Here is a 25,108-nt window from a genome sequence, read left to right as displayed (position 1 = left end):
CGTAATTAAAAAAAGAAAAAAGATGGAAACATTAAAATATACAGTAATAAAAAATGTGGAGCAGTACAAAGAATATTGCGACATCCTAGAGGATTTGATTCTTAAAGACAATAAAGCTACCAAAGATGAGATAGAATTGCTTACTCTTTTGATAGAAAAATGGGATAAAGAGCATAATACCTTTAAAGATTCTGACCCAATAGAATTACTTAAAGCGTTGATGGAAGAGCATGATTTGAAAGCAAAAGATTTGGTTGAAATATTGAATTTATCAAAAGGAACAATATCTAAGATTCTTAATTATCATAAAGGACTTTCAAAAGATACAATAAGGAAACTTTCAGATTATTTTAAGCTATCTCAAGAAGCTTTTAATCGACCTTATAAATTGATTAACGAAGTGAACAGACATTTTCGAAATGCGAGTTTAATGAATACGAGGAAAAATATGATAGAGGCGTAATAAGCAATATTTGCACAACAAAGCTATAATACGCTAACTGTGGCATCCACAGCATATTGAGGGTCTTGTATTACCCTCTTCCATGCGTTCAAGCTGATAAAATCGCAGCTGGTCTGAAAGCCACGGGCCAGGCGAATATAGCCGGGACGTTGTTGCGACACGAAGTCGCTCTATATAATTGTTTTACAGAGACTTACACCTCTGATAAAACCTATTGTTCTTCCAATAGTATCCTACCGGGACAACGGATGTATGGCTTGCCCTGTTAAATATAATTTTCACAGGGTGAACCATTATCGGTTGAAGCTCCCGGGAGAAGTGTACCAATCGCCCGGATTTCGTATCCCACGGCGTGGCACGAAACCGCGAGGCGGAGTGTCATCGGGGTCTTAGACCGATTAAGGGCATGGATGCGTGAGCATGGCTAAAATATTTGAATATTCCGCAACTGTCGTAAAGGCGTAAGAGCGAAAACCAAGACTGATACGCTCCCTGCCAAAACGGTAAGCTGACAGGTTATGAGCGTTTAACGCAGCTCATACGAAGATGTTGTTCAGCCGGCAGACAGGATGAGCCTATAGAAAAGAAACCTTAGCTAAAGAATAAAGACAAATTACTACTTTTATTGTCAACGATAATATAGATAGTAATAGCAGCCGGGTCTTCCCTCACCGGAACGGACTTAAAAGTGCCTGAGCCGTGTGCCGGGAATTGAAAATCATGCATTCCTTAAAATATCAATTATGAATGCATAAACTGGCACGCACGGTTCATAGGGGGCGTAAGCTACCCGGTTAGCAAATGCAAAAAAAAGGAGAAGCCAATTTTTCACTAAAGCATTATACTGAAAAAAGTTGTATTTTTGGTTTATGATGAAAATAATAGATCAACATATTGAGCAGATCAACAGGCTTTGCGAAATAAACAAAGTCCGAGCTCTGTTTGCATTTGGCTCTGTAACGAATGACAGCTTTAATCCCGACAGTGATATCGATTTATTGGTAGACATTGATGATAGTGATCCTGTATCGTATGCTGATAAGTACTTTAACCTGAAGTTTGAACTAAAGGAAATCCTAAGAAGAGAAATCGACCTGTTAGAACAAAAGGCCCTTAGAAACAAGTACCTGAAGAGCGAAATTGAAAGAACCAAAATTCAGATTTATGCAAAAAGAAATCCAAACTTGGCTTGAAGACATAAAGCAGTCAATTGAAGAAAAAGAGAGCTTTCTGCCCGAAACTATAAATTTCTTCGAGTTCCAGAAAGATTTGAAAACAAGAAAAGCGGTTGAAAGAAACATCGAAATAATTGGGGAAGCGGTAAATAGGATATTGCAATTTGACCCTGAGATACAAATAAGCCATGCTCGAAAAATTGTTGATACTCGTAACCGAATAATTCATGGCTATGACTCCGTATCCGAGGATATAATTTGGGCCATTGTGACAAGAGACCTTGGCCAACTTCAGAAAGAAATTCACTCCCTCCTATATAATTAATGCACATGCTACAATCGAGTAGACTGCGCCAGACCATTAGTGTAACCGGAAAATAACAATGTACCAAAATCGGCAAATAGTGATGTAGTGTTGTCGGCAAATAAGGATGCATATTTATAATTGCCGGTACCAAAAATAGAGAGAAGATGAGTGGCATAACATTAATTGGAATAATTATTATAGCAGGTTTCGTACTTGGAGAACTTGTCGATAAATTTAATTTGCCAAAAGTCACAGGTTATATTATTGCAGGAATTTTATTAAGTCCCCGGATAGCTCCTTTTGTTTCGGAATCGTTTGTTGATCACACAAAAATAGTAACCAATATTTCATTAAGTATTATTACATTTTCAGTTGGGGGTACTTTATCAATCTCTAAAATCAAAAATCAAGGGCGGCAAATTCTGAAAATTACATTAGGAGAATCCACCTTTGCTTTTTTACTTGTAATGCTTGGCTTTATTCTTCTTTCTCCCTTATTATTAAACATTGATGATGCCACTTACATGACTGTTTATATTCCATTGAGTCTTATGCTGGGCTCTCTTGCTGCCCCAACAGATCCCACCGCCACCCTTGCCGTAGCCCATGAATATAAAGCAAAAGGTAAAGTTATGTCAACTATCATGGGGGTAGCAGCTTTTGATGATGCCATGGGATTATTATTATTCAGTATTGCCATTGCCATTGCCACTCCTTTTGTCTCGTCACAAGATATAGAAATTGGTTCTGTAGCTTTATTAGTTGTAAGACAATTATTTGGAGCTTTATTGGTTGGTGGCGTCATAGGTTTTATCTTTAATAAAGTGTCACAACATCTCGCCAAAAGTTCTGAAGGAATGATGATTACTATCATTATAGGCTTTCTGAGCTTGTGTTTTGGCATTTCCTCTTTTTTGGAAGTAGATGAATTGCTTGCAATAATGTTTATGGGTTTTATGGTTATAAATTTTAACAAAAAACAAAAATTAATCTTTCAATTGCTCGAAAGATACACTGAACAGCTGGTTTTTATTCTTTTCTTTACCATTAGTGGTATGCATTTGGATATTACTGTTTTAGGTAATGTCTTTTTAGTTGTGCTTCTTTTTGTTCTATTAAGAGCTTTAGGGAAGTTTACAGGTGTATGGGTTGGAGCAAGAAAAGCATCCCCGGAAGTTAAAAAATATACTGCCGGTGGTTTAATACCTCAGGGGGGAATTGTTATTGGTCTGGCTCTTATGATAAAATATAATCCCGTCTTTTCATCAATTTCCGATGAGTTCATCAATATTATCCTGGGAGCTACGGTTATCCATGAAGTGATAGGTCCTGTAATTGCTAAATTGTCGCTAAAGAAAGCAGGAGAAATTGAAAAGTAATTGGTTATACATGAGTGCGCTATAAAAAGCATATTTTTGTCAAAATCAAGACGTTTTAAATTTTTGTACCGGAGTTAACTTATTGTTAATGGCATGCAAAAATTTAAAACAACAACCGGTTTGGCAACAAAGATGCTTTTTAGACCGTACTCATACATAAAAATTATATTAGAGCCCGGAAGATAAATAATAATGAAAGCACGATTCCCTGACATCATGTATAGCACATTTGGCAGATAGTGCTACATTCGAGGGAGTTACATCTAAAATACGGTGTAGCGGTTTGACAAGTTTGTACTTCGAATCGCCAAACGACATCATTCACGGAAACGTTATTGCGACACGAATTCGCTCTATGTAATTGCTCTACAGTGACTTATGTCTCTAACAAAACCTGTTGACCTTCCAATAGTATCCTGCCGGGACAATGGATGTATGGCTTGCCCTGTTAAATATAATTTTCACAGGGTGAACCATTATCGGTTGAAGCTCCCGGGTAAATTGTACCAATCGTCGGGATTTCGTATTCCACAGGCAAGGCAGAAGTGAACAAAACAATTCAGAAAACATGCATCTATTCGCTTATTCCCAACGCATTGTTTACCTCATCTCTAAAACTTCGTCCAAGTGGCAACTGTTTCTGGTTAATTTCAATCGTATTCCCAAAAACAGAATCAATATTCTTCACAGAAACAATATAGGATTTGTGCACCCTGATAAACCCTTTCCCTTTTAGAAAATTCTCCATGTTTTTCATCCGGTCGAGCTTGGTAAATTTCTTGTCCTTCGTATGGATGACCACGTATTCTTTCATGCCTTCCACGTACAGGATATCACTGACATTCACCTTCACCGACTTGTAGCCCGATTTAACAAAAATAAAATCGCGGGTGGTTGTTTCGTTTTCACCGGTCGGTGACAAGCCGGTACTGATGCTGCCGATTTGTTTTTCCAAACGTTCGGCCACTTTGTTCACGGCTTTGGCAAACCGGTCAAAAGAAATGGGTTTCAGAAGGTAGTCGGCCACATCCAGTTCGTAGCCTTCGAGGGCATACTCGGAATAAGCCGTGGTAAGAATAATCGCCGGCTTTTTTTGAAGGGTGCGGATAAGTTCAATCCCCGTCAGTCCCGGCATTTGAATATCCAGGAAAACCAGTTCAGCCGCCCCTGACCCGATAATTTCCCAGGCGTCCTTTGCACTGCTAAAAACAGCCAGTAGCTCAAGTTGAGGCATTTTTGCAACATAGTCGCTTAAATACTGACGGGCAATCGGTTCATCATCCACCACAATACATTTAATCCTTTCCATTACAACTCTTCTTTTTTAGAAAAAACCGGAAACCGGAGCGATACCATGTACTCATCTTCCTGTTTCACGATTTTAAGTTCATAATTTTCCCCGAAAATCAGGTCCAGCCGTTTCCTTACATTTACCAATCCAAGCCCTGCCCCTTTCGTTTGTCCTGCTTTTTTATCTTCCCGGTAACTGTTTTTACAAACAAAAAAGAAGCGCTCTTTCTCATCCCAGATATCCAGTTCGATCCACCCTTCATCTTCCCGGCCGATGGTTCCGTGTTTAAAACAGTTTTCTACAAAAGGAAGCAACAGCAAAGGCGGGATAAAACCCGTTTGTCTGGTCATGTTAACCGAAAGACGGATATTTTCAGGGTGTGAGATGCGCTTTTTTTCGAGGTCAAGGTAATTCCGGATAAAATCCAGTTCTTTTTCCACCGGCACTAACTTTTGCTCGGTCTCATAAATCAGGTAGCGCATCGTGTCCGAAAGGCCCAGCACCATTTGAGGGGCAAGTTCCGATTTGGAATAGGTAAGCCCGTAAAGATTATTGAGCGTATTGAACAAAAAATGAGGATTGACCTGCGATTTCAGGTAGAGAATCTGCGCCTCCTGGCTGCGCTGTAATTCTTCACGGCTTTCCTGCTCTTTCTCCGCCTTATGTTCATACAGTCTAAACAAGGTCGCGACAAACAGGATAACCACGTTCATAATAAATCCGGGTAACCAGGCAGCCCTGCCTGGTTTTAAACGGTTAAGCAATTCAGGATTATACCCCGGATTCAAATCCCTTTTCGATTCAAAAAATTCTCTTGGAACCCGACCGGTAAAGGCCGGGACAGATTCAGGAAACAAGCCCAGTAACTTGACCCGTATTATGGAAAACACAATACACAACAAAATGGAAGACAGAAAGAACAACACATACTTTTTACGCCTGACCAAAAAATGGGAGGCCAGCACCCACCCGGAAATATAGAACATACCGGCAATCAGCGAAATTCCGGCAACCGCCCTGGCTATTGCCATTTCCCATGGCAAAAACAACGCGAAGGGAATATACAGGAAATAAGTAAGGATCAACCAAACACTGATATGTACAAGCAATTTCTTCATATTGCAATAGTACAAAATTAATCAATTCAGGATAAACTGATTAAACCAACGCCTTTTAAGGTTCAACCAATGGCCAAAAGATTCAACGAGTCGCTTATTGAGTTGTCAGGTTGTTGGTATAAAAGAATGTGCAGTTTGATGAAAAGTTTTCCATAACGCGGCATGGAGGACATAAGTTTGAAGCGGATTTTAAAATGAAACGAGCATGGCAAAGTTTGCTACAATAAGAATATGTATAAGTTCTTACATGCGAGTTCCATCAGACCAATAACTTAAGTAAATTATATACTGATGAAACGAGCATGGCAAAGTTTGTCACAAGAGAACATGTATAAACCCTTGCATGCGAGTTCCATCAGACCTTAATAAACAAATTTTATACGGATGAAATATGATGAAAATAAAAAACATTTTTATTGGAACAGCAGTACTGCTTGTAATAATTACGTTCAGCAGTTTTGCGCAGGGCAGGCAAGATTGTTTTCGCGAGTTGTTCAGGAAGAGTCCGGAAACACGTGCACAAGTTATTACTATGGTCATGAAAAACAAACTTGACATGGAGGAAGCCCAGGCCGAAAGAGCCTTACAGGTTAACCTGAAATATGCTAAGTTGAGCCAGCCCTACCTGAAAGTAGAAGGTATGGCAATGGAAAATATTGCTGAACTGCTGGATCTCAACCAAAAGCGAAGCACCGAACTAAAAGCCATCCTCACACCGGAACAAATCAAAAAAACGGAAGACATTCGGGCAAAGTGGATTAATCGGTTGGAAACCATTCTGACCCATTTAAAAGAAAACAATTTTTAATAATCATTTAATTAACTTAAAATTTAAAAAAATGAAAACAAGAAATCTTTTATTAACAGGTATTATTACCCTTTCGGGAATGTTAATTTTTACTTCCTGTAACAAGGATGACGAAACGGTAGCCGATGACTTACCGGCTACTGAAACAGAAGCAGCCGAAATGGTGGCCTCTTCACTGGCCAGCGGAACCTCAGGTGCCGCATCGGATATTGAAACTGCCGCCGCGCTTGCCAACGAGGCAGTAGATTATGAAAGTGGCATGAAATCGGCTGGTACTACTGGCAAAAGTCTAAGTTGTGGCGAATCGGCTGACACAACAATGGTCACTGCCGGAACCGGTGTAATTACCTATAATAACACCAAAACCTACAATTACACATTGGAGTGCGACGAGTTGGGAAACCCCTTGAAGTTGGATGTAGGCTTTAGCTACAACGGTGAATTTGATGCCCCCCGCCTGGCTTCCACTCACTCGGTGAGCGGTGATTTTGAAATCACAAACATTGAATATACTTCCGATATGTACCTGATAAACGGCACGTGGGAGCGAAGCGGCGGTTTCGAGTCTAAAATCCGTAACCAGGCAACCCGCCAAGCCACGATTCAATTTGAATTTGTTGATGTAGCCGTTGAAAAAGAACCTAAGGAAATCGACAACGGAACCATTCATTTCTTGATATCAGGCAGTAGTAGTCACGGTTCGTTCAGCTATGATGGAACCATTACGTTTACCGGCAACCGGGAAGCTATCATTGAAATTTCCGGAACCCGTTATGTTACCAATTTGGAAACAGGGGAAGTGGAAGAGCAATAAACTTCTTCGAATATTTTTAATACTAATACCTGTCTTTCAGTAAATTGAAAGGTAAGTCTGGTAAATTGATAACCAGATAAAGTTTAAAAAGAAACCATGCCGGCAAAAAGAATGATAGCGGCATGGTTTTTTAGTTCACTCTTTAATACTTAAATAAAAAAAACTGTTATGAGAAAAATAATTTTTAACTTTATTTTTGTGTCCCTCTTTCCGCTTGCCACTTTTGCCCAGAATTTCGGGATGCAGCTTACACCTGAAGAACGTGCCCAAATGCAAACAGAATGGATGGAAGAAAACCTGCAGTTAAACGATTCGCAGCTGGTAAAAGTTGAGGCCCTGAACCTGGAATATGCCCTGAAGATGGAAAAAATTAAGGAAATCAATGGCAATTTAAGCAAGCTGAAAGCGGCCAGGAAAATATCGGAAGAGAAAGACAAAAAGCTAAAGAAACTGCTAAATGAAGAACAGTTTGAATTTTACCTCGACAAACGGAAAGAAATGCGGAAAAAAGCCAAGGAGATGGCCAATGAACGAAAGAAAGAGGGCGGGGTTGAATAATTGAACAAGTAATTAAAAAATAGAAATTATGAAAGCAAAACAATTTGTATTGATTTTATTCGTCATTCTGCTGGGTGTAACTTCAGAGTCGTATGCACAACGAAGAGTAATCAACACCCCACGCCGGACGGTGGTGCAAGGGCCGCGCGGAACAGTGGTTTACCGGAAAAAACCGGTGGTCCGGACTGTAAGGAGCTTGCCACAGAGCGCAGTTGTTATCCGTTACCGTAACGTTCCTTATTACTTTCATGGCGGTACGTTTTATGTTTCCAATAATGGGGTTTATATACGTACGGTACCGCCCGTGGGTATCCGGATTGCAGCATTGCCTGCCGGATATGTACGGGTAGTTGTCGGTCCGCGCGTTTTCTTTTATGCCGGAGGAATATTTTACACCCTGGATGAAGCCAGCAGTGAATATGTTGTTGCAGACCCGCCCGTTGGAGCAATTGTAAGCCAACTGCCATCCGATGCTGCTGAAATAGAAATCGACGGCAAGCCTTTCATGGAATACAACAATATCATTTACAAGCAGGTAAATATAGAAAAAACTGGTTACGAAGTTGTCGGGAAACTTGATGAATAAAACGAGCATGGCAAAAGGTTTGTCACAAAAGAACATTTGCAAACGCCATCTGACCTCTAATCATCAAAGGAACCAAAAACAGGGAACAGATTCTTCGTCGTTACCTCCTCAGAATGACAAGAGGCCCTTTTCATTCTGACGAAAGGGAGAATCTAAAAAAGCAAACAGACTAAAATGTGATTTTTATTGATGTTAATAAAAATAATCTGCGTTCATCTGCGTCAACTGTGGTGAACTCTCAACCTTAACTTCAATCTCAACCTCAACCTCAACCTTAGCTGTTTGTCATTCTGAGCGAAGCGAAGAACCTGACCTCTAAATATCCTATACCAGTTAAAGTATGATAAGTTGCATAAGTCCAATAACTTAGACTAATTATATGCTAATGGAAATTGAATGGCTACTTAATTATAATCCTGTTTTGCTTGCACTTGGGGCGACAATTTTTACCTGGTTTATTACAGCATCAGGATCTTCAATGGTATTCTTTTTTAAAACAATAAATCAGAAGATTCTTAATTCAATGTTAGGATTTGCTGCAGGAGTGATGATTGCTGCAAGTTTCTGGTCTTTATTGAAGCCGGCAATTGAAATGTCGGAACAAAGCAGTAATCTTCCCTGGGCTCCTGCGGTAATCGGATTTTTATCAGGAGGAGCCTTTCTGCTCATAGTTGATAAAATTTTACCTCACCTTCATATGGGATTATCAATAGATGACGCTGAAGGAATTAAAACAACCTGGAAGAGAAGCATTTTACTTGTTATAGCAATCACCTTACACAATATTCCTGAGGGATTAGCTGTTGGAGTTGCTTTTGGCGCTTTGGCAAATAATCCGGATACAGGTATGCTTGCCGGAGCAATAGCACTTGCATTTGGGATTGGATTACAGAATTTTCCCGAAGGAGCAGCCGTTTCAATCCCACTTCGCAGGGAAGGTTTGTCAAGATTAAAAGCTTTTAATTATGGTCAACTTTCAGGTATTGTTGAACCAATCGCAGGGGTAACAGGTGCCTATCTGGTATTGACAATTACTCCATTATTGCCTTACGCGCTTTCATTTGCCGCAGGAGCAATGATATTTGTTGTTGTTGAGGAGTTAATCCCTGAATCACAAACCGGAAACGAGACTGATTTTTCTACAATCGGAGCAATGCTTGGTTTTGCAGTTATGATGTTTTTAGATGTTGCATTAGGATAGGGTCTTTCACGTGGAATATTTTGCCGGCACTTCAAAATAAAGTTTAACCAATTGTTACCAACCGATATAATTTATCTTCCATCTATTGCTAAATATTCTCTTTTTCTTAATTTTGCGACTATTCTAAGACCAATAGATATTAAGAAATTAAAATGGCAGATACAAAAAGGATAAAATCAGCTTTAATATCGGTTTATCACAAAGACGGACTCGATGAAATAGTAAAAAAATTAAATGCTCTGGGTGTCCGGATATATTCAACCGGAGGCACCCAGTCGTTTATAGAAGGATTGGGGGTTGAAGTAACAGCTGTGGAATCACTCACCGGTTACCCTTCTATATTGGGGGGCCGGGTAAAAACGCTCCATCCCAAAGTTTTTGGCGGTATTCTTGGCCGTAGAAATGTTGAAACGGATCAGAAACAGATAGAGGAATTCGAAATTCCTGAAATAGACCTCGTTATTGTTGACCTGTATCCTTTCGAAGAAACAGTGGCCTTGGGGGCTTCTCATGCGGACATTATTGAAAAGATAGACATCGGGGGCATCGCACTCATTCGTGCGGCGGCAAAAAACTACAAAGATGTAGTAATTGTTCCTTCAAAAAGGCAATATCAAATACTGCTGAACATCCTTAATGAACAAAACGGTGAAACATCACTGGAAGACCGTAGCTATTTAGCAACTGCAGCATTTTCAGTTTCTTCAGGGTATGACACGGCCATTTTCAATTATTTCAACCGGCAAGATGATTTCCCGGCATTCCGCCAGGCCATCGATGACAGTAAAACACTCAGATACGGAGAAAACCCCCATCAGAAGGGTGTTTTCTACGGAAATTTCGACCAGCTGTTTGAGCAATTGCATGGTAAAGAAATATCTTACAATAATCTGCTCGACATTGATGCTGCGGTTTCTTTAATTTCCGACTTTCCCGAAACAACTGTTGCCATATTAAAGCACAATAATGCTTGCGGACTGGCATCGCGTGACAACATATCGGATGCCTGGGAGAAGGCACTGGCAGGTGACCCTGTTTCTGCTTTCGGCGGAATCATCATCACCAATGACCGGATTAATGCAGAAGTTGCAGGCGAAATCAATAAGATATTTTTCGAAGTGATCATTGCTCCCGGTTATGACAATAACGCTCTCGATATTCTGAAGCAAAAAAAGAATCGCATTATACTTTTACAAAAATCTGCCAAGATATCCGGACAAAGTTCCCGAACCCTCTTAAACGGGGTTTTGGTACAGGATAAAGACCTCAGGATTGAAACACGGCAAGATTTAAAAACAGTCACGAATTCAAGTCCTTCCGATAGTGAAATTGAGGATCTTCTTTTTGCCAATAAAATTGTAAAACATTCCAAGTCCAATGCCATTGTGCTTGCCAAAAACAAGCAGCTGATCGGTAGCGGAATTGGGCAAACCTCACGTGTTGACGCACTGAAACAGGCGATAGCCAAAGCCCGGGCATTCGATTTTGAGACCGAAGGGGCCGTCATGGCTTCCGATGCTTTTTTCCCTTTTTCCGATTCTGTAGAGATTGCACACGAGGCAGGGATAAAAGCGGTTATTCAGCCGGGCGGATCGGTTCGCGACAACGATTCAATAGATTTCTGTAACGCCCGTCAAATGTCGATGGTATTTACCGGTACCCGTCACTTTAAACATTAATAAAACATTAAACAATGGGATTGTTTTCATTTTTATCTCAGGAATTGGCCATGGACTTGGGGACGGCCAATACCATAATAATCCAGAACGATAAGATAGTTGTGGATGAACCCAGCATTGTGGCGCTGAACCGCCGTACCGAAAAACTGGAAGCCATTGGAGAAAAAGCACGCCAGATGCACGGGAAAACCCACGACAACATATATACCATCCGCCCTCTTCGCGACGGTGTCATTGCCGATTTTAATGCCGCCGAACAAATGATACGGGGCATGATCAAAATGATCAACAAAAAGAATCGGGTCTTCACTCCCTCTCTCACAATGGTAATTTGTATCCCTTCCGGGAGCACCGAAGTAGAGATAAGAGCCGTACGCGATTCCGGCGAACATGCCGGAGGCCGCGAAGTTTACATGATATATGAGCCCATGGCTGCTGCGCTCGGTATAGGGCTTGACGTTGAAGCTCCCGAGGGCAACATGGTAGTCGATATTGGTGGCGGAACAACCGAAATAGCCGTCATCTCACTTGGAGGCATTGTTACCAACAAATCGATACGTATTGCCGGTGATGACCTCACCACCGACATCATGGAATATATGCGGCGCCAGCACAATATTAAAATCGGCGAACGTACCGCCGAAGAAATCAAGATTAGAGTGGGATCGGCCCTCCCCGAACTTGATGACCCGCCGGCCGATTACATCGTTCAGGGGCCCAATCAGATGACCGCCCTCCCTATTGAAGTTCCGGTTTCATACCAGGAAATATCCCACTGTCTCGAGAAGTCCATCTCTAAAATGGAAACCGCCGTTTTGAATGCTCTGGAACAAACACCTCCGGAGCTCTATGCCGATATTGTTACGAACGGTATCTATCTGGCAGGCGGAGGAGCTTTACTCAGGGGGTTGGACAAACGACTGACCGAAAAGATCAACATCCCGTTCCACATTGCTGAAGACCCTTTGCACGCGGTGGCAAGAGGTACGGGAATTGCACTTAAAAACAGACATAAATTTTCGTTCCTGATAAGATAGATGCTCAGGTCAGAATTAACTTTTTACAATGAGAAACTTTTTCCGTTTCATCATTCGCTATCATTTTTTGCTGTTGTTTCTTTTACTGGAAATCATCAGCTTTTCGTTTATATTTAATTACAATCAGTATCACAGAAACTTTTATTTAAGCTCTTCCAATAAAATTTCGGGTTTTTTTTACGAACAATTCAGTTCTGTTGCTCAATATTTCAGGTTGAAAAAGACCAACGAAGAACTGCTCCGGGAAAACTCAGAACTCCGGAATCAATTGGAAAAAACAGATTTTTTGACAACTTCTGCTACGAGATTTTATATTGACAGTATTGGCTCTCAAAAATACCGCTACACCCCGGCAAAGGTCATCAACAACTCTGTGAACAAGCATTTCAACTATCTTACACTCAACAAAGGTGCTGATGACGGCATACACCCCGACATGGGAGTTATTTCATCGAGAGGACTGGTAGGTGTGGTGCTCAACACTTCGGACAATTATTCTACCGTGATTTCTTTACTGAACACCAGACTTCAGATATCGGCGCGTTTGCGTGATACAGGATTTTTCGGTTCACTGGGCTGGGAAGGTTTAAATTACCGGTACGCCACTTTAAGCGGTATTCCTGCCCATGCATCTCCCTCGGTGGGGGATGCTGTGGTAACCAGTGGCTACTCATCCATTTTCCCCGAAAACATATTAATCGGAACCATCGATGAAATATCCATCAATCAGGGAGAAGGATTTTATGATATACGGGTTTTGCTGTCGGTCGATTTCAAACAACTCCAATATGTACATGTTGTGGAAAAAACAGGTGCAGAAGAACAACGGGAACTTGAAAAACTAAACGAAGATGATTAACTGGTTACCAAGATATTTATTCAATTTTGTAGCCTTTATCCTTATTCAGGTATTGTTGCTGAATAATCTTCAGCTTAGTACATTCATGAACCCCTATATTTATGTGTTGTTTATCATTACCCTGCCTTTCTCCACGCCCCGATGGCTGTTATTAATACTTGGATTCATTACCGGCCTCACTCTTGACATATTTATGAATACATGGGGAATACACGCATCGGCAACTGTTTTCATGGCGTTTTTACGCCCGTTTGTTCTGAGCTCTTTTTCGCCCCGCGACGGGTACGAGCCCGGAACCCTTCCCGTTCCGGCTGATTATGGCTTTGGATGGTTTTTTAAATACGCTGCCATAATGGTGACGACCCATCACCTGTTTTTGTTTTTCGTGGAAGCATTCAGTATGGCCGATTTTTTCCTCATATTTTGGAAAAGCGTACTTAGTGCACTGGCTTCATTGATATTTATCTTTATTGCCATGCTGTTTGCCAGAAATAAATCCCGAACTCTGTAAAACCCTGGTAAGTGGAAAATCAAAACAATCGAACCATCGTAATACGACTCATCATGGTTATTGTAACCATCGTATTTGTCATCCGGCTTTTTATGCTGCAGGTGTTCGATCCCTCTTACAAGTATTCGGCCGAGAGTAACGCCAGAAGAAAAATTACCGAATTCCCGGCACGGGGTCTGATTTACGACCGCAATAAAGAACTTTTGGTTTCGAACCAGGCCGTTTATGACATTATGGTTGTTCCGAGGGAAATGGGAGAAATTGATACGGCAGAGCTGGCAGAGAGCATGGGCCTTGAAATTGAAAAGGTACGAAGTCTGTTTCAAAACATGAAAAAAGATTTGCAGGCAAGAAAAATTTCATCCTTCCAGCCGTCAATATTTTACAAGCAGATGCCGGCAGAGCAATATGGATATTTTCACGAAAAACTTTTCAAATTCAAGGGTTTTTTCGGTCAGCGAAGAATTGTCCGGAAATATGAATATTCAAATGCTGCCAATGTTCTAGGTTACGTGGGTGAAATTGGCGAACAACAATTAAAGAAGCATCCATATTACAGCCAGGGAGACTATTGGGGCATTAGCGGAGTGGAAAAAACCTACGAAGAAGCCTTGCGGGGTCGTAAAGGTGCCAGATATGTCCTGGTGGATGTTCATGGGCGCCAGAAAGGAGCTTTTCGGGAAGGACGGTACGACGAACCGGCTGTTTCGGGGAAAAACCTGACCTTAACATTAGACCACAACCTCCAGGCATACGGGGAACTCCTGATGCAGAACAAAGTGGGAAGCATTGTCGCCATCGAACCGGCCACCGGTGAGATTCTGGCCATGGTATCTTCACCATCTTATGACCCATCGATGCTTGTTGGACGAAATCGGAATATTAATTTTCCAAAACTGGCCAATGACACCCTTTATCCGCTTTTCAACCGGCCGCTTCAATCGGGATATCCTCCCGGCTCCACGTTCAAAACCATTAACGCACTGATAGGGCTACAGGAAGGCGTCGTTATGCCGGAAACACGCTACAGTTGCCAAAGGGGTTATCATACACCTTCGCTATCGGTAGGATGCCATTCTCATCCGAGTCCGCTGGATTTACGTGGTTCCATCCAGATGTCATGTAATGCCTATTATTGTAATGTTTTCCGCAGCATACTTGACAATCCTGAATACGGTTCACCCAAAACGGGCCTTGACGTTTGGAAAAATTATTTAGTAGATTTCGGTTTCGGATACCGTCTGGGCACCGATTTGAGTAACGAAGCCCGAGGATTGGTCCCCAACAACGATTATTATGACCAGATATATGGTGGAAGCTGGGGATCGCTGACTGTGATATCCCTGGCCATTGGACAGGGAGAACTGCTGACCACGCCCATTCAAATGGCAAACATGACCGCCGCTATTGCCAACCGGGGACACTGGTATACGCCTCATGTTGCAAAAGAAATCGAAAATGATACCATTCCATCCCGTTTCGCTGAACCACATTATGTAGGTATTGACTCTGCTCATTTCGATCCGGTAATCGACGGAATGGAACTGGCCATCTGGGGAGGAAAAGGTAGCACCGCCCGGATTGCGCAAATCCCCGGCATCAGAATTTGCGGAAAAACCGGAACAGCAGAAAATCCGCATGGCGACGACCACAGTATTTTTATCGCGTTTGCACCTAAAGACAATCCACAAATCGCCGTTGCCACTTATGTTGAAAACGGAAGCTTTGGCTCTACCTACGGAGCCCCCATTTCAAGCCTGATTATAGAAAAATACCTCAACGGGGAAATACACAGAACCCGGAGATGGATAGAACAACGAATGTTAGAAGCCGATCTGATAAATGAGAGTAACGATTAGACCATACAAAAATATTGACTGGCTGACGGTCATAATTTACATTTTACTGGTCACTTTTGGCTGGATAAATATCTATGCTGCCAATTACGATCCGGAAGCCGGCTCTTTCTGGGACTTCTCATCCGAGCCTTCCAAACAACTTGTTTGGATTGGTTTGTCGGTATTAACGATAGGCATTCTTTTTCTCATCGACAGTAAATTCTTCGTAGAGTTTTCATACATCTTTTTCGGATTGTCGTTGCTCCTGTTGCTGATGGCTCTCTTTTTTGGTGTAGAGATTAATGGAGCGAAAGCCTGGTTTCAGTTTGGCCCCGTCCGCTTCCAGCCGTCTGAACTCACAAAAGTAGCGGCAAGTCTTGCCCTGGCCAGGGTGATGAGCCGGTACAACTTCCAGATGAATCGGTTGCGGCACATCCTGAAAATGGCAGCCGTGGTGTTCTTGCCGGCAGTGATCATATTATTACAAAACGACACGGGGTCTGCTCTTGTTTATTTTGCCTTCTTCCTGGTGTTTTTCCGCGAAGGAATGCCCGCGGTAATATTATTTCTCGGTGCCTTGGCTGCAATAGTTTTCGTCCTTTCTCTGCTTTACGAAACCATTTTTATTTACGCGGGACTATTCGTGCTTTTTTGTGCAATTATCTATTTCACAAAACAGAAGAAAACGGTCATTATCTCTCTCGGCATTACAGCTGTCACTTTTGCCCTTACAGTAGGCATTTTCAATGTATTGGATAAAGAAACCGGGTATGCCTTACCATTCATGATAAGTGCCGGCATTACCTCGGCTTATCTTGGTATTAAAGCCGTCGTTAAACGTTTGCCTCAATTGGGAATCGGACTGGTCTTGCTCTGGGCAATGCTGGGCTATACCTATTCTACCAACTATTTTTTCGATTCGGTACTCTCCGATTATCAGAAAAACAGGATACTGGTTATGATAGGCCTGGAAGACGACCCGCAAGGAGTAGGATACAACGTTAACCAGTCGAAGATAGCCATTGGCTCAGGCGGATTTTCGGGAAAGGGATTTCTGCAAGGCACCCAGACCAAATTTGATTTTGTGCCGGAACAAAGTACCGACTTTATCTTTTGCACAGTCGGGGAGGAATGGGGCTTTTTAGGCACCTCCATAGTAATACTTCTGTTCCTGACCCTTCTTTTGCGCATCATATATCTGGCCGAAAGACAACACTCCGATTTCAGCCGCATTTATGGTTATAGTGTGGTCGCCATTTTCTTCATGCACATTGTTATCAATATAGGAATGACAATTGGCCTGGCTCCTGTTATCGGTATACCGCTACCCTTTTTTAGCTATGGCGGCTCTTCTTTCTGGGGGTTTACAGTCTTGCTGTTTATTTTTCTGAAACTGGATACCAACAGGGCAGAATTGATACGATAAAAAAATTTGTTTCGAAACCCCCTGATTTGCATCAAATAAAAATTTTATCTGCCAACAGGGATTACGATAGAATTCTCCTTTTAATTATATTTGGAAGAATTTTCCCGGAAGGAGGAAGATTTTCGGACTTTGGATTATTGCTTGTTTCTGCAGGAGCGGAACAATATAAATAGTGTCTGTCCATAAAGTACCATTTGCTGTGTTACGCTCGTCCGAAAATTACTCATTTACGATGAGTAAACTCCGTATTTTCGGACCTCGCAAGCCTTGCAACTGGCACTTTCTGAACAGACACACTTATTGTAAAAATTTTTGCGAGTTTATAGACAAGCACTAAATATTCGTAAAATGCTGTCCGAAACCTGTACAAACAACCTGCAACAGCATGAAAAACCGCACAAATTGCAGCAATAAGGATAACCAAAAAAAGACACAACTTAAATGTAAGGCAAAATGGTGCAGAACTATTCGGAAGAAACCATACGCACACTTGACTGGAAAGAACACATAAGGCGAAGGCCGGGTATGTACATCGGAAAACTCGGCGACGGGACTTTTGCCGACGATGGGATTTATGTCCTCATAAAGGAGGTCATGGACAACTCGGTCGACGAATTTATGATGGGATTTGGAAAAGACATACGCATCGAACTTTCTGAAAAGCGTCTGTCAGTGAGAGATTTCGGGCGGGGCATTCCGCTGGGAAAGGTGTTGGATGTAGCCAGCAAAATGAATACCGGTGCCAAATATGACAGCAAAGTATTTAAAAAATCAGTTGGGCTGAACGGAGTGGGAATTAAGGCAGTCAATGCCCTTTCCGACCGGTTTGTCATCCAGGCTTTTCGCGACGGGGAGACCAAACGAGTTGTATTCAGCAAAGGAGAACTGGTAGAAGATGCCCCGGTAGAACCCTCAAAAGAGCCCAATGGTACCTTTGTCGAATTTGTACCTGATGAATCCATCTTCAACGATTTTGCATTCAAGGAAGAATACATAAGCTCGCTGCTTAGAAACTATACTTACCTGAATGCCGGACTCACCATTCATTTTAACGGTGAAGAATACCGATCCGAGAACGGACTGCTCGACCTGTTGGATGAACAGATGACCGAAACCGGTTTGTACCCTATCATATCGCTGAAAGACGATGAATTGGAAATTGCCGTAACCCATTGCAATCAGTACGGCGAAGAATACTACACTTTTGTTAACGGCCAGCACACTACTCAGGGCGGAACCCATCTGCTGGCTTTCAGAGAGGCTTATGTAAAAACAATTCGTGAGTTCTACAATAAAAGTTTTGATGTCTCCGACATCCGTTCGGGAATTGTTGCCGCGGTCAGTATAAAAATTGAAGAACCGGTATTTGAATCGCAGACAAAAACCAGGCTGGGATCAAAGGATATGTCACCCGGCGGGGCTTCGATACGAAACTATATGCTTGATTTTGTCAAAGAAAAGCTTGATAATTTCCTGCATAAAAACCCCGATACCGCAGAAATCCTGCATAAAAAAATACTGGAATCGGAGAAAGAACGAAAAGCCATTTCAGGCATCCAGAAACTGGCACGCGAACGCGCCAAAAAAGTTAGTCTGCATAACAAAAAGCTTCGCGATTGCAGGATCCATTTCAATTCCAATCACGAACGCAAGCTGGAAACCTCTATTTTCATTACCGAGGGTGATTCTGCCTCGGGCTCCATCACCAAAGCCCGCGACGTTAGTACCCAGGCGGTTTTCAGTCTGAAAGGAAAGCCACTCAACACCTACGGTCTAACCCGCAAGGTGGTATACGAAAACGAAGAATTTAATCTGCTTCAGGCAGCGCTCAACATCGAAGAAGGAATTGAAGCCCTGCGCTACAATCAGGTAATCATCGCTACTGATGCCGACGTTGACGGGATGCATATTCGGTTACTATTGCTGACATTCTTTCTGCAATTTTTCCCGGAACTGGTAAAAAACGGACATTTGTTTATCCTGCAAACTCCGCTTTTCAGGGTGCGAAACAAAAAAGAAACCTTTTATTGTTACACCGAACAGGAACGTCTGAATGCTATAAAAAAAATCGGGAAAAATGCCGAAATTACAAGATTTAAAGGGCTGGGAGAAATTTCCCCCGACGAATTCCAGCATTTTATAGGCAAGGATATCCGCCTGGAGCCGGTTAGTATGAAAAAAGAGGACGCCTTTAAAGAGCTGCTGGAATTTTACATGGGAAAAAATTCGCCAAACAGGCAGAATTTTATCATTGACAACCTGGTGGTTGATGAAGAAATGCTTTAAAAAATGAGTGACGATATCAATAAACATCCGGAAACACCCGAAGGAAACAACGAAGAGCCAGAAAAAGGAGAGAATCGCGATAACCTGTCGCAACAAAGACAGGATGAATACAACGATGTAAAAATCACCCCGCTACAGGGAATGTATCGTTCATGGTTTCTCGACTATGCATCGTATGTCATCCTTGAACGGGCGGTACCTCATATTCACGACGGGCTGAAACCTGTGCAGCGTCGCATCCTGCATGCCATGCGCAGAATAGAAGACGGGCGGTATAACAAAGTGGCCAATATTATTGGATACACCATGCAGTATCACCCCCATGGTGATGCTTCAATCGGTGATGCGCTTGTGCAGTTGGGACAGAAAAACCTGCTTATCGACACGCAGGGAAACTGGGGAAACATTTTTACGGGTGACAGCGCAGCGGCCCCACGATACATCGAAGCCCGGCTAAGCAAGTTTGCTCTCGATGTCGTGTTTAACCCTAAAATCACCGAATGGAAACCTTCCTACGACGGAAGGAATCAGGAACCGGTGGCTTTGCCTGTTAAATTCCCGTTACTTCTGGCCCAGGGAGTAGAAGGCATTGCCGTTGGCCTCGCTTCCAAAATATTACCACACAACATTGCCGAACTCATCGACGCTTCCATCGCTTACCTGAAAGGTCAGCCTTTCGAATTGTATCCCGACTTTCCCACGGGCGGAATGATGGACGTGTCAAGATACAACGACGGCCTGCGAGGCGGAGTAGTGCGGGTACGGGCAAAAATCAGCAAACTTGACAATAAAACACTGGTTATTTCGGATATTCCTTACGGGAAAAATACCACTACCTTAATAGAGTCGATACTCAAAGCCAATGAAAAGGGCAAAATAAAAATCAAAAAAATTGATGACAATACCGCCCAAAAGGTAGAGATACTCGTTCACCTGCCCGACAAAACCTCGCCCGACAAAACCATCGACGCGCTTTATGCTTTTACCGACTGCGAACTTTCCATCTCTCCCAATGCCTGCGTAATTCGTGACGAAAAACCGGCATTCCTCACTGTAAGCGAAATACTTAAATCAAACACAGACCACACGGTACACCTTCTGACCCGCGAACTCGAAATTCGAAAAGAAGAGCTTGAAGAAGCATGGCACCTGTCATCACTGGAAAAAATCTTTATCGAAAAAAAAATATACCAGCGCATTGAAGAGTGCGAAACCTACGAAGCCATCATCAAGACCATTGATCATGGACTGGAACCCTTCAAAAATTTATTAAAACGTGAAGTAACGCGCGATGATATCATCAAGCTGACAGAGATCAAGATTAAGCGAATTTCCAAATTCGATTCAAAAAAGGCCGATGAATATATCGCTTCGGTGGAAGAGGAACTCGAACAGGTTGAGTATAACCTTAACAACATTATCCCCTACACCATTGATTATTACAAGGGCCTGAAAAAGAAGTACAGTTCCCATTATCCGAGAATGACGGAAATAAGAAGTTTCGAAAACATAGAAGCTTCTAAAGTAGTTGTAAAAAATGAGAAACTTTATATCAACCGTGAAGACGGATTTGTGGGGACAGCCCTGAAGAAAGATGAGTTTGTGTGCAACTGTTCGGACATTGACGACATCATCATCTTTTACAAAGACGGGCGGTACCTGGTCACCAAGGTGCAGGAAAAATCTTTTGTAGGTAAAAATATTATTCACATTGCCGTCTTCAAGCGCAATGATAGCAGAACCATTTACAATGTGGTTTATCGCGACGGGAAAAGAGGCAATACCTATGTCAAACGCTTTGCAGTAACAGGCGTTACACGCGATAAAGAGTACAACCTGACCAAAGGGACACCGGGCTCTGAAGTGCTCTATTTCAGCGCTAACCCCAATGGCGAAGCCGAAATTTTGAAGATAACCCTGAAACCCCGTCCCCGCCTCAGAAATCAGTTTTTTGAATTCGACATGGCCGAACTGGCCATAAAAGGACGAGGTGCGCAGGGCAACATCCTCACAAAATACGACATCCACAAAATAGTGCTTAAGAAAAAAGGAGAAAGCACACTGGGGGGCCGGAAAATATGGTTCGAGCCGGAAATTCTACGGCTGAATGTAGACGGACACGGAAAATATTTAGGAGAGTTCCACCCTGGCGACCAGATACTTGTAATGACCACAGACGGCTACTTTTTCCAAACCAATTACGATCTGGCCAATCATTATGAAGACAACATCCTTTGCATCGAAAAATTCAATCCCGACATTGTCTGGTCTGCTGTCTATTATGATGCCGACCAGGATTACTATTACGTGAAACGCTTCCAGGTCGAACCCGTCAGCAAGCCGCAAAGATTTATCGGAGATAATCCCAAATCACGACTCATACGCCTGACACAAGTGGATTATCCACGACTGGAAATAAAATTTGGCGGTGAAGACAAAGACCGGGAGAAGAAAATCGTAGAGGTTGCCGAATTTATAAATGTTAAGGGTTGGCGGGCTAAAGGAAAAAGATTAACCACTTACCAGGTACATAACATAATGGAACTGGAGCCCATCGTCAGAGAAGAGCCTGAACCCGAACCTGAAACCGAATCTGAAGAAAAGAAAGACACACATGAGGATGAAGACAAGGGACAGATGTCCATTTTCTGAAATATAAAGAGAACGGTCATGGCAGAACCAATTTATCTAACAGGATTCATGGGGAGTGGCAAAACCACATTTGGCCGGATGCTGGCCGATGCCCTCAACCGTGACTTCCTGGACCTTGACCATCTAATTGAAAAGCAGGAAGGAGCTTCTGTTTCCGAACTGTTTTCAAAATACGGGGAAGACGGTTTCAGGTCGATCGAACATAATATCCTGCTCTCGACAAAAGACAGGACCAATGCAATTATTGCAACCGGGGGCGGGGCTCCCTGTTTTCAGGACAATATGGATTTCATGAACCGGCACGGGTTGACCATCTATCTGAAAGTATCTCCCGAAGCCCTTGCAAAACGCCTCCTTCCCTCCCGGGATCACAGACCACTGATAGCCGGGAAGAGCGAAACAGAGCTGTTGAATTTTATCAGAACAAAACTTTCGGAACGTGATCCCTGGTACAACAAAGCACAAATTATTGCCGATACTTCGGGGCTTTCTCCCCAGGATACACTTCGCATTGTAATGAAGGCTCTGGAATTACGTTAAAATTGGCTTTCAGACTTCCTCTTCGTCGTTTTACCCTGGAAAAAGCTCATTTTAATCAATTATTAATCTACTTTTACAACAGGATAAATTGGATTCCTATAAATTTGTAAAAATCTTTACGTTCGAATGAGAAAACAAATAATTCTTCTTTTCTTCCTCATTTTTTTTGGGGGAGTCAGGGTTGGTGCCCAGGAATCCCCTCGTCCCAAAATCGGTCTGGTACTTAGTGGGGGCGGAGCCAAAGGTCTGGCACATATCGGGGTTCTCAAAGTACTGGAAGAAGAGGGAATAGTACCGGATTACATAACAGGCACCAGCATGGGAAGTATTATAGGCGGCCTTTATGCTTCGGGATACAGTGCACATGAGCTCGACTCCATTGTCAATAATGTAAATTGGGGGCAGTTGCTTTCCGATGCTTTGCCCCTTTCAAGTGTCTCACCTCACGAAAAAGAAGACTATAATCGTTATCAGGCAGAGTTTACCATCACAAAAAACGGACTGGAAATACCATCAGGCCTGATCAAAGGACAACAGATCAGTGCTCTTTTTTCAAATCTGACATGGCACGTTGCCGATATTAACGACTTTGATCAGCTCCCCATTCCGTTTCGTTGTGTAGCTGCCGATTTGAAAAGCGGAAGAGAATATATTTTCAGTCAAGGTGATCTGGCCACAGCCATGCGGGCCAGCATGTCGATACCAACGTTTTTTTCACCGGTTAAGATCGACACACTCCTGCTTGTCGACGGCGGGATACTCAACAATTTTCCTGTCCGGTTGTGTAAACAAATGGGAGCAGATATCATCATTGGCATAAATGTCGGATTCCAGGACGGTCAGGAAGAGGACAAACTGAAAACATTTCCCGAAATATTAATGGCATCAGCCACCCTTGCAGGAAATATTGCTACACGAAGAGCCATCAGGCATACCGACCTTTTCATCTCCCCCGACCTTGAGGATTACAGCACCGGAAGTTTCTTCGATGCCCCGAAAATCATTGAACAGGGAGAACTGGCAGCCAAAGCAAAAACCGATCAAATCCGCCAGCTGGTCGATTCAATAAAATGGATGTCAAACCGGCCCAGGGTGGATAAGAACAAAAACCGGGAAATTGTAATTTCTCAAATCGCAATTAACGGGTTACAAAACATTAACCGGCAATTTCTGCTTGGGCATATCGGCATACAACCTGGCGATACCATTACTCCCCAAATGATGGATACGGGACTTAAAAGAGCTATGGGTACCCGTTACTTCGAAAATATAACCTACCGGATAGAACCTTTAAATTCAGGGTACTTGCTTACTCTGAATCTGGAAGAAAGCCCCCGGGCAAAAGCAAAATTCTCGCTGCATTACGATAATGAATACAAAGCCGGAATTATGTCCAACCTCACCATCAGGAATCTTTTTGGCCGTACTTCGCGTACTTCTTTTACCGCTGACATCTCGGAAACGCCAAAATTCAGCATTTCACAAATCAATTTCATGGGCGAAAAGCAGGTCACAGCAGGCAAAACAGAGCTTGAATATGAAAGCAATAACCTGCCTGTTTATCTTGACAACGGTTCCAAATACGGTACTTTTAATCATCGCTATTTAGCGGCAAGACTCGGTTTTATGACAGCCCTGGGCACACGCTGGCAAATGGATGCCTACATTAAATATGCCAAATCCACGCTTCAAAACAAAACCGGTTTCTATGATGTTTTCTATGCCGGCGTGGAACGTTTCGGAAACAACTTTCTTTCGTCTAATTTTGACTTCATTTACAGTTCGATAGACAGCAGGTACTTCCCTGTCAGAGGTTCGGAAATAAAGCTAAGTTATATATTCAACATCGATGTACAGCAGCTCTACAAAGGCTCTTCCCAAGGAGAAGAGATGGTTTCAGCCATAACTGAATCCCCTTATCAGAATTATTTTACATTGCAGGGACAGCTTCGAAAGTTTATTCCAATAAACCGGAAACTGACAGCGGGAATAACGGCATCGGGACAAATAATCAGTCGCACGCCTCCCCTGCTCGGACTTTCCTTTATAGGCGGGCTGCCCTTCAACAACCGGAGTAATGAAGTTCATTTTATCGGGTATTCCTTCCGGGAGAAAATTGCAGAAAACTTCGGATTGGGAGAGATTAATCTGCGGTACAACATTGTTAAGCAGATACATTTAAATGCAACAGGCAGTATTCTTATTTCGGAATTGAACTTACCGGAAGTAATAGAACCCATAGGTCTGGACAAAACAGAACAGGTGCTGGGATATGGCCTAATGATCGCTTACAACAGTTTTCTGGGCCCACTCCAATTAGGCATGGGGAGCAACAACACCGATAACCGCATCAGGTGGTATTTTAATTTCGGGTTTAATTTCTGAAACAGGAAGGCGCTGACATGCAGCGTTTTTGAAGACTTTAAAAGGTGGCCTTCTTTACTTTAAATGCAAACAACTGATTTTAGATTTTCATAAAATAACACGGATATAACTATGAGTGTAGTCTAAAAGCATATTTTTGTCAAAATCCAGGCGTGTTAAATTTTTGCACCGGAGTTAACTTGTTGTTAATGAGGA

The 25,108-nt window shown here is 42.5% G+C and carries 21 protein-coding genes; 19 read left to right on the top strand and 2 right to left on the bottom strand.

What is annotated here, in order from left to right; translation table 11 throughout:
- Positions 1 to 22: 22 nt before the first annotated feature.
- The 4 genes from ATH1_RS0103205 (at position 23) to ATH1_RS0103190 (ending at position 3,324) form a co-directional block, all read left to right on the top strand.
- Positions 23 to 463, top strand: coding sequence for a helix-turn-helix domain-containing protein (locus ATH1_RS0103205; protein WP_010417405.1), 441 nt, complete (start codon positions 23 to 25; stop codon positions 461 to 463).
- An 869-nt stretch (positions 464 to 1,332) separates the two neighbouring features.
- On the top strand, positions 1,333 to 1,656 hold the full coding sequence (locus ATH1_RS0103200) for a nucleotidyltransferase family protein (RefSeq protein WP_010417402.1): 324 nt from the start codon (positions 1,333 to 1,335) through the stop codon (positions 1,654 to 1,656).
- Positions 1,628 to 1,963, top strand: a complete 336-nt coding sequence (locus ATH1_RS0103195) for a HepT-like ribonuclease domain-containing protein (RefSeq protein ID WP_010417400.1) — start codon at positions 1,628 to 1,630, stop codon at positions 1,961 to 1,963. The genes ATH1_RS0103200 and ATH1_RS0103195 overlap by 29 nt, the downstream gene beginning before the upstream one ends.
- 146 nt (positions 1,964 to 2,109) lie before the next feature.
- Positions 2,110 to 3,324, top strand: a complete 1,215-nt coding sequence (locus ATH1_RS0103190; protein ID WP_010417398.1) for a cation:proton antiporter — start codon at positions 2,110 to 2,112, stop codon at positions 3,322 to 3,324.
- Between the two features lie 574 nt (positions 3,325 to 3,898).
- On the opposite strand, the gene ATH1_RS0103185 is transcribed toward ATH1_RS0103190, so the two are convergent.
- Complete coding sequence (locus tag ATH1_RS0103185) at positions 3,899 to 4,633, bottom strand: LytR/AlgR family response regulator transcription factor (protein ID WP_010417394.1); 735 nt, start codon at positions 4,631 to 4,633, stop codon at positions 3,899 to 3,901.
- Entirely contained in the window at positions 4,633 to 5,733 is a 1,101-nt protein-coding gene (locus ATH1_RS20035; RefSeq protein ID WP_010417392.1) for a sensor histidine kinase, read from the bottom strand. Before ATH1_RS20035 ends, ATH1_RS0103185 begins: the two co-directional genes overlap by 1 nt.
- A 391-nt stretch (positions 5,734 to 6,124) precedes the next feature.
- On the opposite strand from ATH1_RS20035, the gene ATH1_RS0103175 reads away from it, so the two are divergent.
- The 15 genes from ATH1_RS0103175 to ATH1_RS0103100 all read left to right on the top strand — a co-directional run bounded on the left by ATH1_RS0103175 (position 6,125) and on the right by ATH1_RS0103100 (position 24,913).
- Entirely contained in the window at positions 6,125 to 6,541 is a 417-nt protein-coding gene (locus ATH1_RS0103175; protein WP_010417388.1) for a hypothetical protein, read from the top strand.
- A 31-nt stretch (positions 6,542 to 6,572) separates the two neighbouring features.
- A complete protein-coding gene (locus ATH1_RS0103170) occupies positions 6,573 to 7,355 on the top strand; it encodes a hypothetical protein (protein WP_010417385.1) in 783 nt (260 codons plus the stop codon).
- 168 nt (positions 7,356 to 7,523) lie between these two features.
- Positions 7,524 to 7,913: a hypothetical protein gene (locus tag ATH1_RS18850; protein ID WP_010417381.1), complete on the top strand. Its 390-nt coding sequence runs from the start codon at positions 7,524 to 7,526 to the stop codon at positions 7,911 to 7,913.
- Positions 7,914 to 7,941: 28 nt separating this feature from the next.
- Entirely contained in the window at positions 7,942 to 8,499 is a 558-nt protein-coding gene (locus ATH1_RS20030; RefSeq protein ID WP_010417379.1) for a DUF6515 family protein, read from the top strand.
- Positions 8,500 to 8,884: 385 nt separating this feature from the next.
- Entirely contained in the window at positions 8,885 to 9,700 is an 816-nt protein-coding gene (locus tag ATH1_RS0103155; protein WP_010417375.1) for a ZIP family metal transporter, read from the top strand.
- Between the two features lie 152 nt (positions 9,701 to 9,852).
- Positions 9,853 to 11,379 carry a bifunctional phosphoribosylaminoimidazolecarboxamide formyltransferase/IMP cyclohydrolase gene (purH, locus tag ATH1_RS0103150; protein ID WP_010417373.1) on the top strand — a complete coding sequence of 509 codons (1,527 nt, stop codon included), beginning with the start codon at positions 9,853 to 9,855 and terminating at the stop codon, positions 11,377 to 11,379.
- A gap of 14 nt (positions 11,380 to 11,393) precedes the next feature.
- Entirely contained in the window at positions 11,394 to 12,416 is a 1,023-nt protein-coding gene (locus ATH1_RS0103145) for a rod shape-determining protein (RefSeq protein WP_010417370.1), read from the top strand.
- A gap of 28 nt (positions 12,417 to 12,444) precedes the next feature.
- Positions 12,445 to 13,275, top strand: a complete 831-nt coding sequence (gene mreC, locus ATH1_RS0103140; RefSeq protein WP_010417367.1) for a rod shape-determining protein MreC — start codon at positions 12,445 to 12,447, stop codon at positions 13,273 to 13,275.
- The gene (locus ATH1_RS0103135; RefSeq protein WP_010417364.1) at positions 13,268 to 13,786 is read left to right on the top strand and encodes a hypothetical protein; all 519 of its coding nucleotides are present in this window, start codon (positions 13,268 to 13,270) and stop codon (positions 13,784 to 13,786) included. The genes mreC and ATH1_RS0103135 overlap by 8 nt, the downstream gene beginning before the upstream one ends.
- A gap of 11 nt (positions 13,787 to 13,797) precedes the next feature.
- Positions 13,798 to 15,645 carry a penicillin-binding protein 2 gene (mrdA, locus tag ATH1_RS0103130; RefSeq protein WP_029163937.1) on the top strand — a complete coding sequence of 616 codons (1,848 nt, stop codon included), beginning with the start codon at positions 13,798 to 13,800 and terminating at the stop codon, positions 15,643 to 15,645.
- On the top strand, positions 15,629 to 17,050 hold the full coding sequence (gene rodA, locus ATH1_RS0103125; RefSeq protein WP_010417361.1) for a rod shape-determining protein RodA: 1,422 nt from the start codon (positions 15,629 to 15,631) through the stop codon (positions 17,048 to 17,050). Before mrdA ends, rodA begins: the two co-directional genes overlap by 17 nt.
- A 453-nt stretch (positions 17,051 to 17,503) precedes the next feature.
- On the top strand, positions 17,504 to 19,336 hold the full coding sequence (locus tag ATH1_RS0103115) for a DNA topoisomerase IV subunit B (RefSeq protein WP_010417356.1): 1,833 nt from the start codon (positions 17,504 to 17,506) through the stop codon (positions 19,334 to 19,336).
- Between the two features lie 3 nt (positions 19,337 to 19,339).
- The gene (locus ATH1_RS0103110) at positions 19,340 to 21,988 is read left to right on the top strand and encodes a DNA gyrase/topoisomerase IV subunit A (RefSeq protein WP_010417353.1); all 2,649 of its coding nucleotides are present in this window, start codon (positions 19,340 to 19,342) and stop codon (positions 21,986 to 21,988) included.
- Positions 21,989 to 22,006: 18 nt separating this feature from the next.
- Positions 22,007 to 22,528: a shikimate kinase gene (locus ATH1_RS0103105; protein ID WP_010417352.1), complete on the top strand. Its 522-nt coding sequence runs from the start codon at positions 22,007 to 22,009 to the stop codon at positions 22,526 to 22,528.
- A gap of 126 nt (positions 22,529 to 22,654) precedes the next feature.
- Positions 22,655 to 24,913 carry a patatin-like phospholipase family protein gene (locus ATH1_RS0103100; RefSeq protein WP_010417349.1) on the top strand — a complete coding sequence of 753 codons (2,259 nt, stop codon included), beginning with the start codon at positions 22,655 to 22,657 and terminating at the stop codon, positions 24,911 to 24,913.
- The last annotated feature ends 195 nt before the right edge of the window (positions 24,914 to 25,108 follow it).

Source organism: Anaerophaga thermohalophila DSM 12881 (genome assembly GCF_000191885.1).
GTDB classification, from domain to species: Bacteria; Bacteroidota; Bacteroidia; order Bacteroidales; family Marinilabiliaceae; genus Anaerophaga; species Anaerophaga thermohalophila.
Note: the sequence above shows the minus strand (reverse complement) of the source record. Positions and strands in the feature narration are given on the sequence as shown.

Coding starts and splice junctions, on each gene's coding strand:
- ATH1_RS0103155 (WP_010417375.1), top strand. CDS start 8,885: ATGGAAATTGAATGGCTACTTAATTATAATCCTGTTTTGCTTGCACTT.
- ATH1_RS0103200 (WP_010417402.1), top strand. CDS start 1,333: ATGATGAAAATAATAGATCAACATATTGAGCAGATCAACAGGCTTTGC.
- purH (WP_010417373.1), top strand. CDS start 9,853: ATGGCAGATACAAAAAGGATAAAATCAGCTTTAATATCGGTTTATCAC.
- ATH1_RS0103190 (WP_010417398.1), top strand. CDS start 2,110: ATGAGTGGCATAACATTAATTGGAATAATTATTATAGCAGGTTTCGTA.
- ATH1_RS20030 (WP_010417379.1), top strand. CDS start 7,942: ATGAAAGCAAAACAATTTGTATTGATTTTATTCGTCATTCTGCTGGGT.
- ATH1_RS0103170 (WP_010417385.1), top strand. CDS start 6,573: ATGAAAACAAGAAATCTTTTATTAACAGGTATTATTACCCTTTCGGGA.
- mreC (WP_010417367.1), top strand. CDS start 12,445: ATGAGAAACTTTTTCCGTTTCATCATTCGCTATCATTTTTTGCTGTTG.
- ATH1_RS0103110 (WP_010417353.1), top strand. CDS start 19,340: ATGAGTGACGATATCAATAAACATCCGGAAACACCCGAAGGAAACAAC.
- ATH1_RS0103145 (WP_010417370.1), top strand. CDS start 11,394: ATGGGATTGTTTTCATTTTTATCTCAGGAATTGGCCATGGACTTGGGG.
- ATH1_RS18850 (WP_010417381.1), top strand. CDS start 7,524: ATGAGAAAAATAATTTTTAACTTTATTTTTGTGTCCCTCTTTCCGCTT.
- ATH1_RS0103195 (WP_010417400.1), top strand. CDS start 1,628: ATGCAAAAAGAAATCCAAACTTGGCTTGAAGACATAAAGCAGTCAATT.
- ATH1_RS0103185 (WP_010417394.1), bottom strand. CDS start 4,633: ATGGAAAGGATTAAATGTATTGTGGTGGATGATGAACCGATTGCCCGT.
- ATH1_RS0103205 (WP_010417405.1), top strand. CDS start 23: ATGGAAACATTAAAATATACAGTAATAAAAAATGTGGAGCAGTACAAA.
- ATH1_RS20035 (WP_010417392.1), bottom strand. CDS start 5,733: ATGAAGAAATTGCTTGTACATATCAGTGTTTGGTTGATCCTTACTTAT.
- ATH1_RS0103135 (WP_010417364.1), top strand. CDS start 13,268: ATGATTAACTGGTTACCAAGATATTTATTCAATTTTGTAGCCTTTATC.
- ATH1_RS0103105 (WP_010417352.1), top strand. CDS start 22,007: ATGGCAGAACCAATTTATCTAACAGGATTCATGGGGAGTGGCAAAACC.
- ATH1_RS0103175 (WP_010417388.1), top strand. CDS start 6,125: ATGATGAAAATAAAAAACATTTTTATTGGAACAGCAGTACTGCTTGTA.
- ATH1_RS0103100 (WP_010417349.1), top strand. CDS start 22,655: ATGAGAAAACAAATAATTCTTCTTTTCTTCCTCATTTTTTTTGGGGGA.
- ATH1_RS0103115 (WP_010417356.1), top strand. CDS start 17,504: ATGGTGCAGAACTATTCGGAAGAAACCATACGCACACTTGACTGGAAA.
- rodA (WP_010417361.1), top strand. CDS start 15,629: ATGAGAGTAACGATTAGACCATACAAAAATATTGACTGGCTGACGGTC.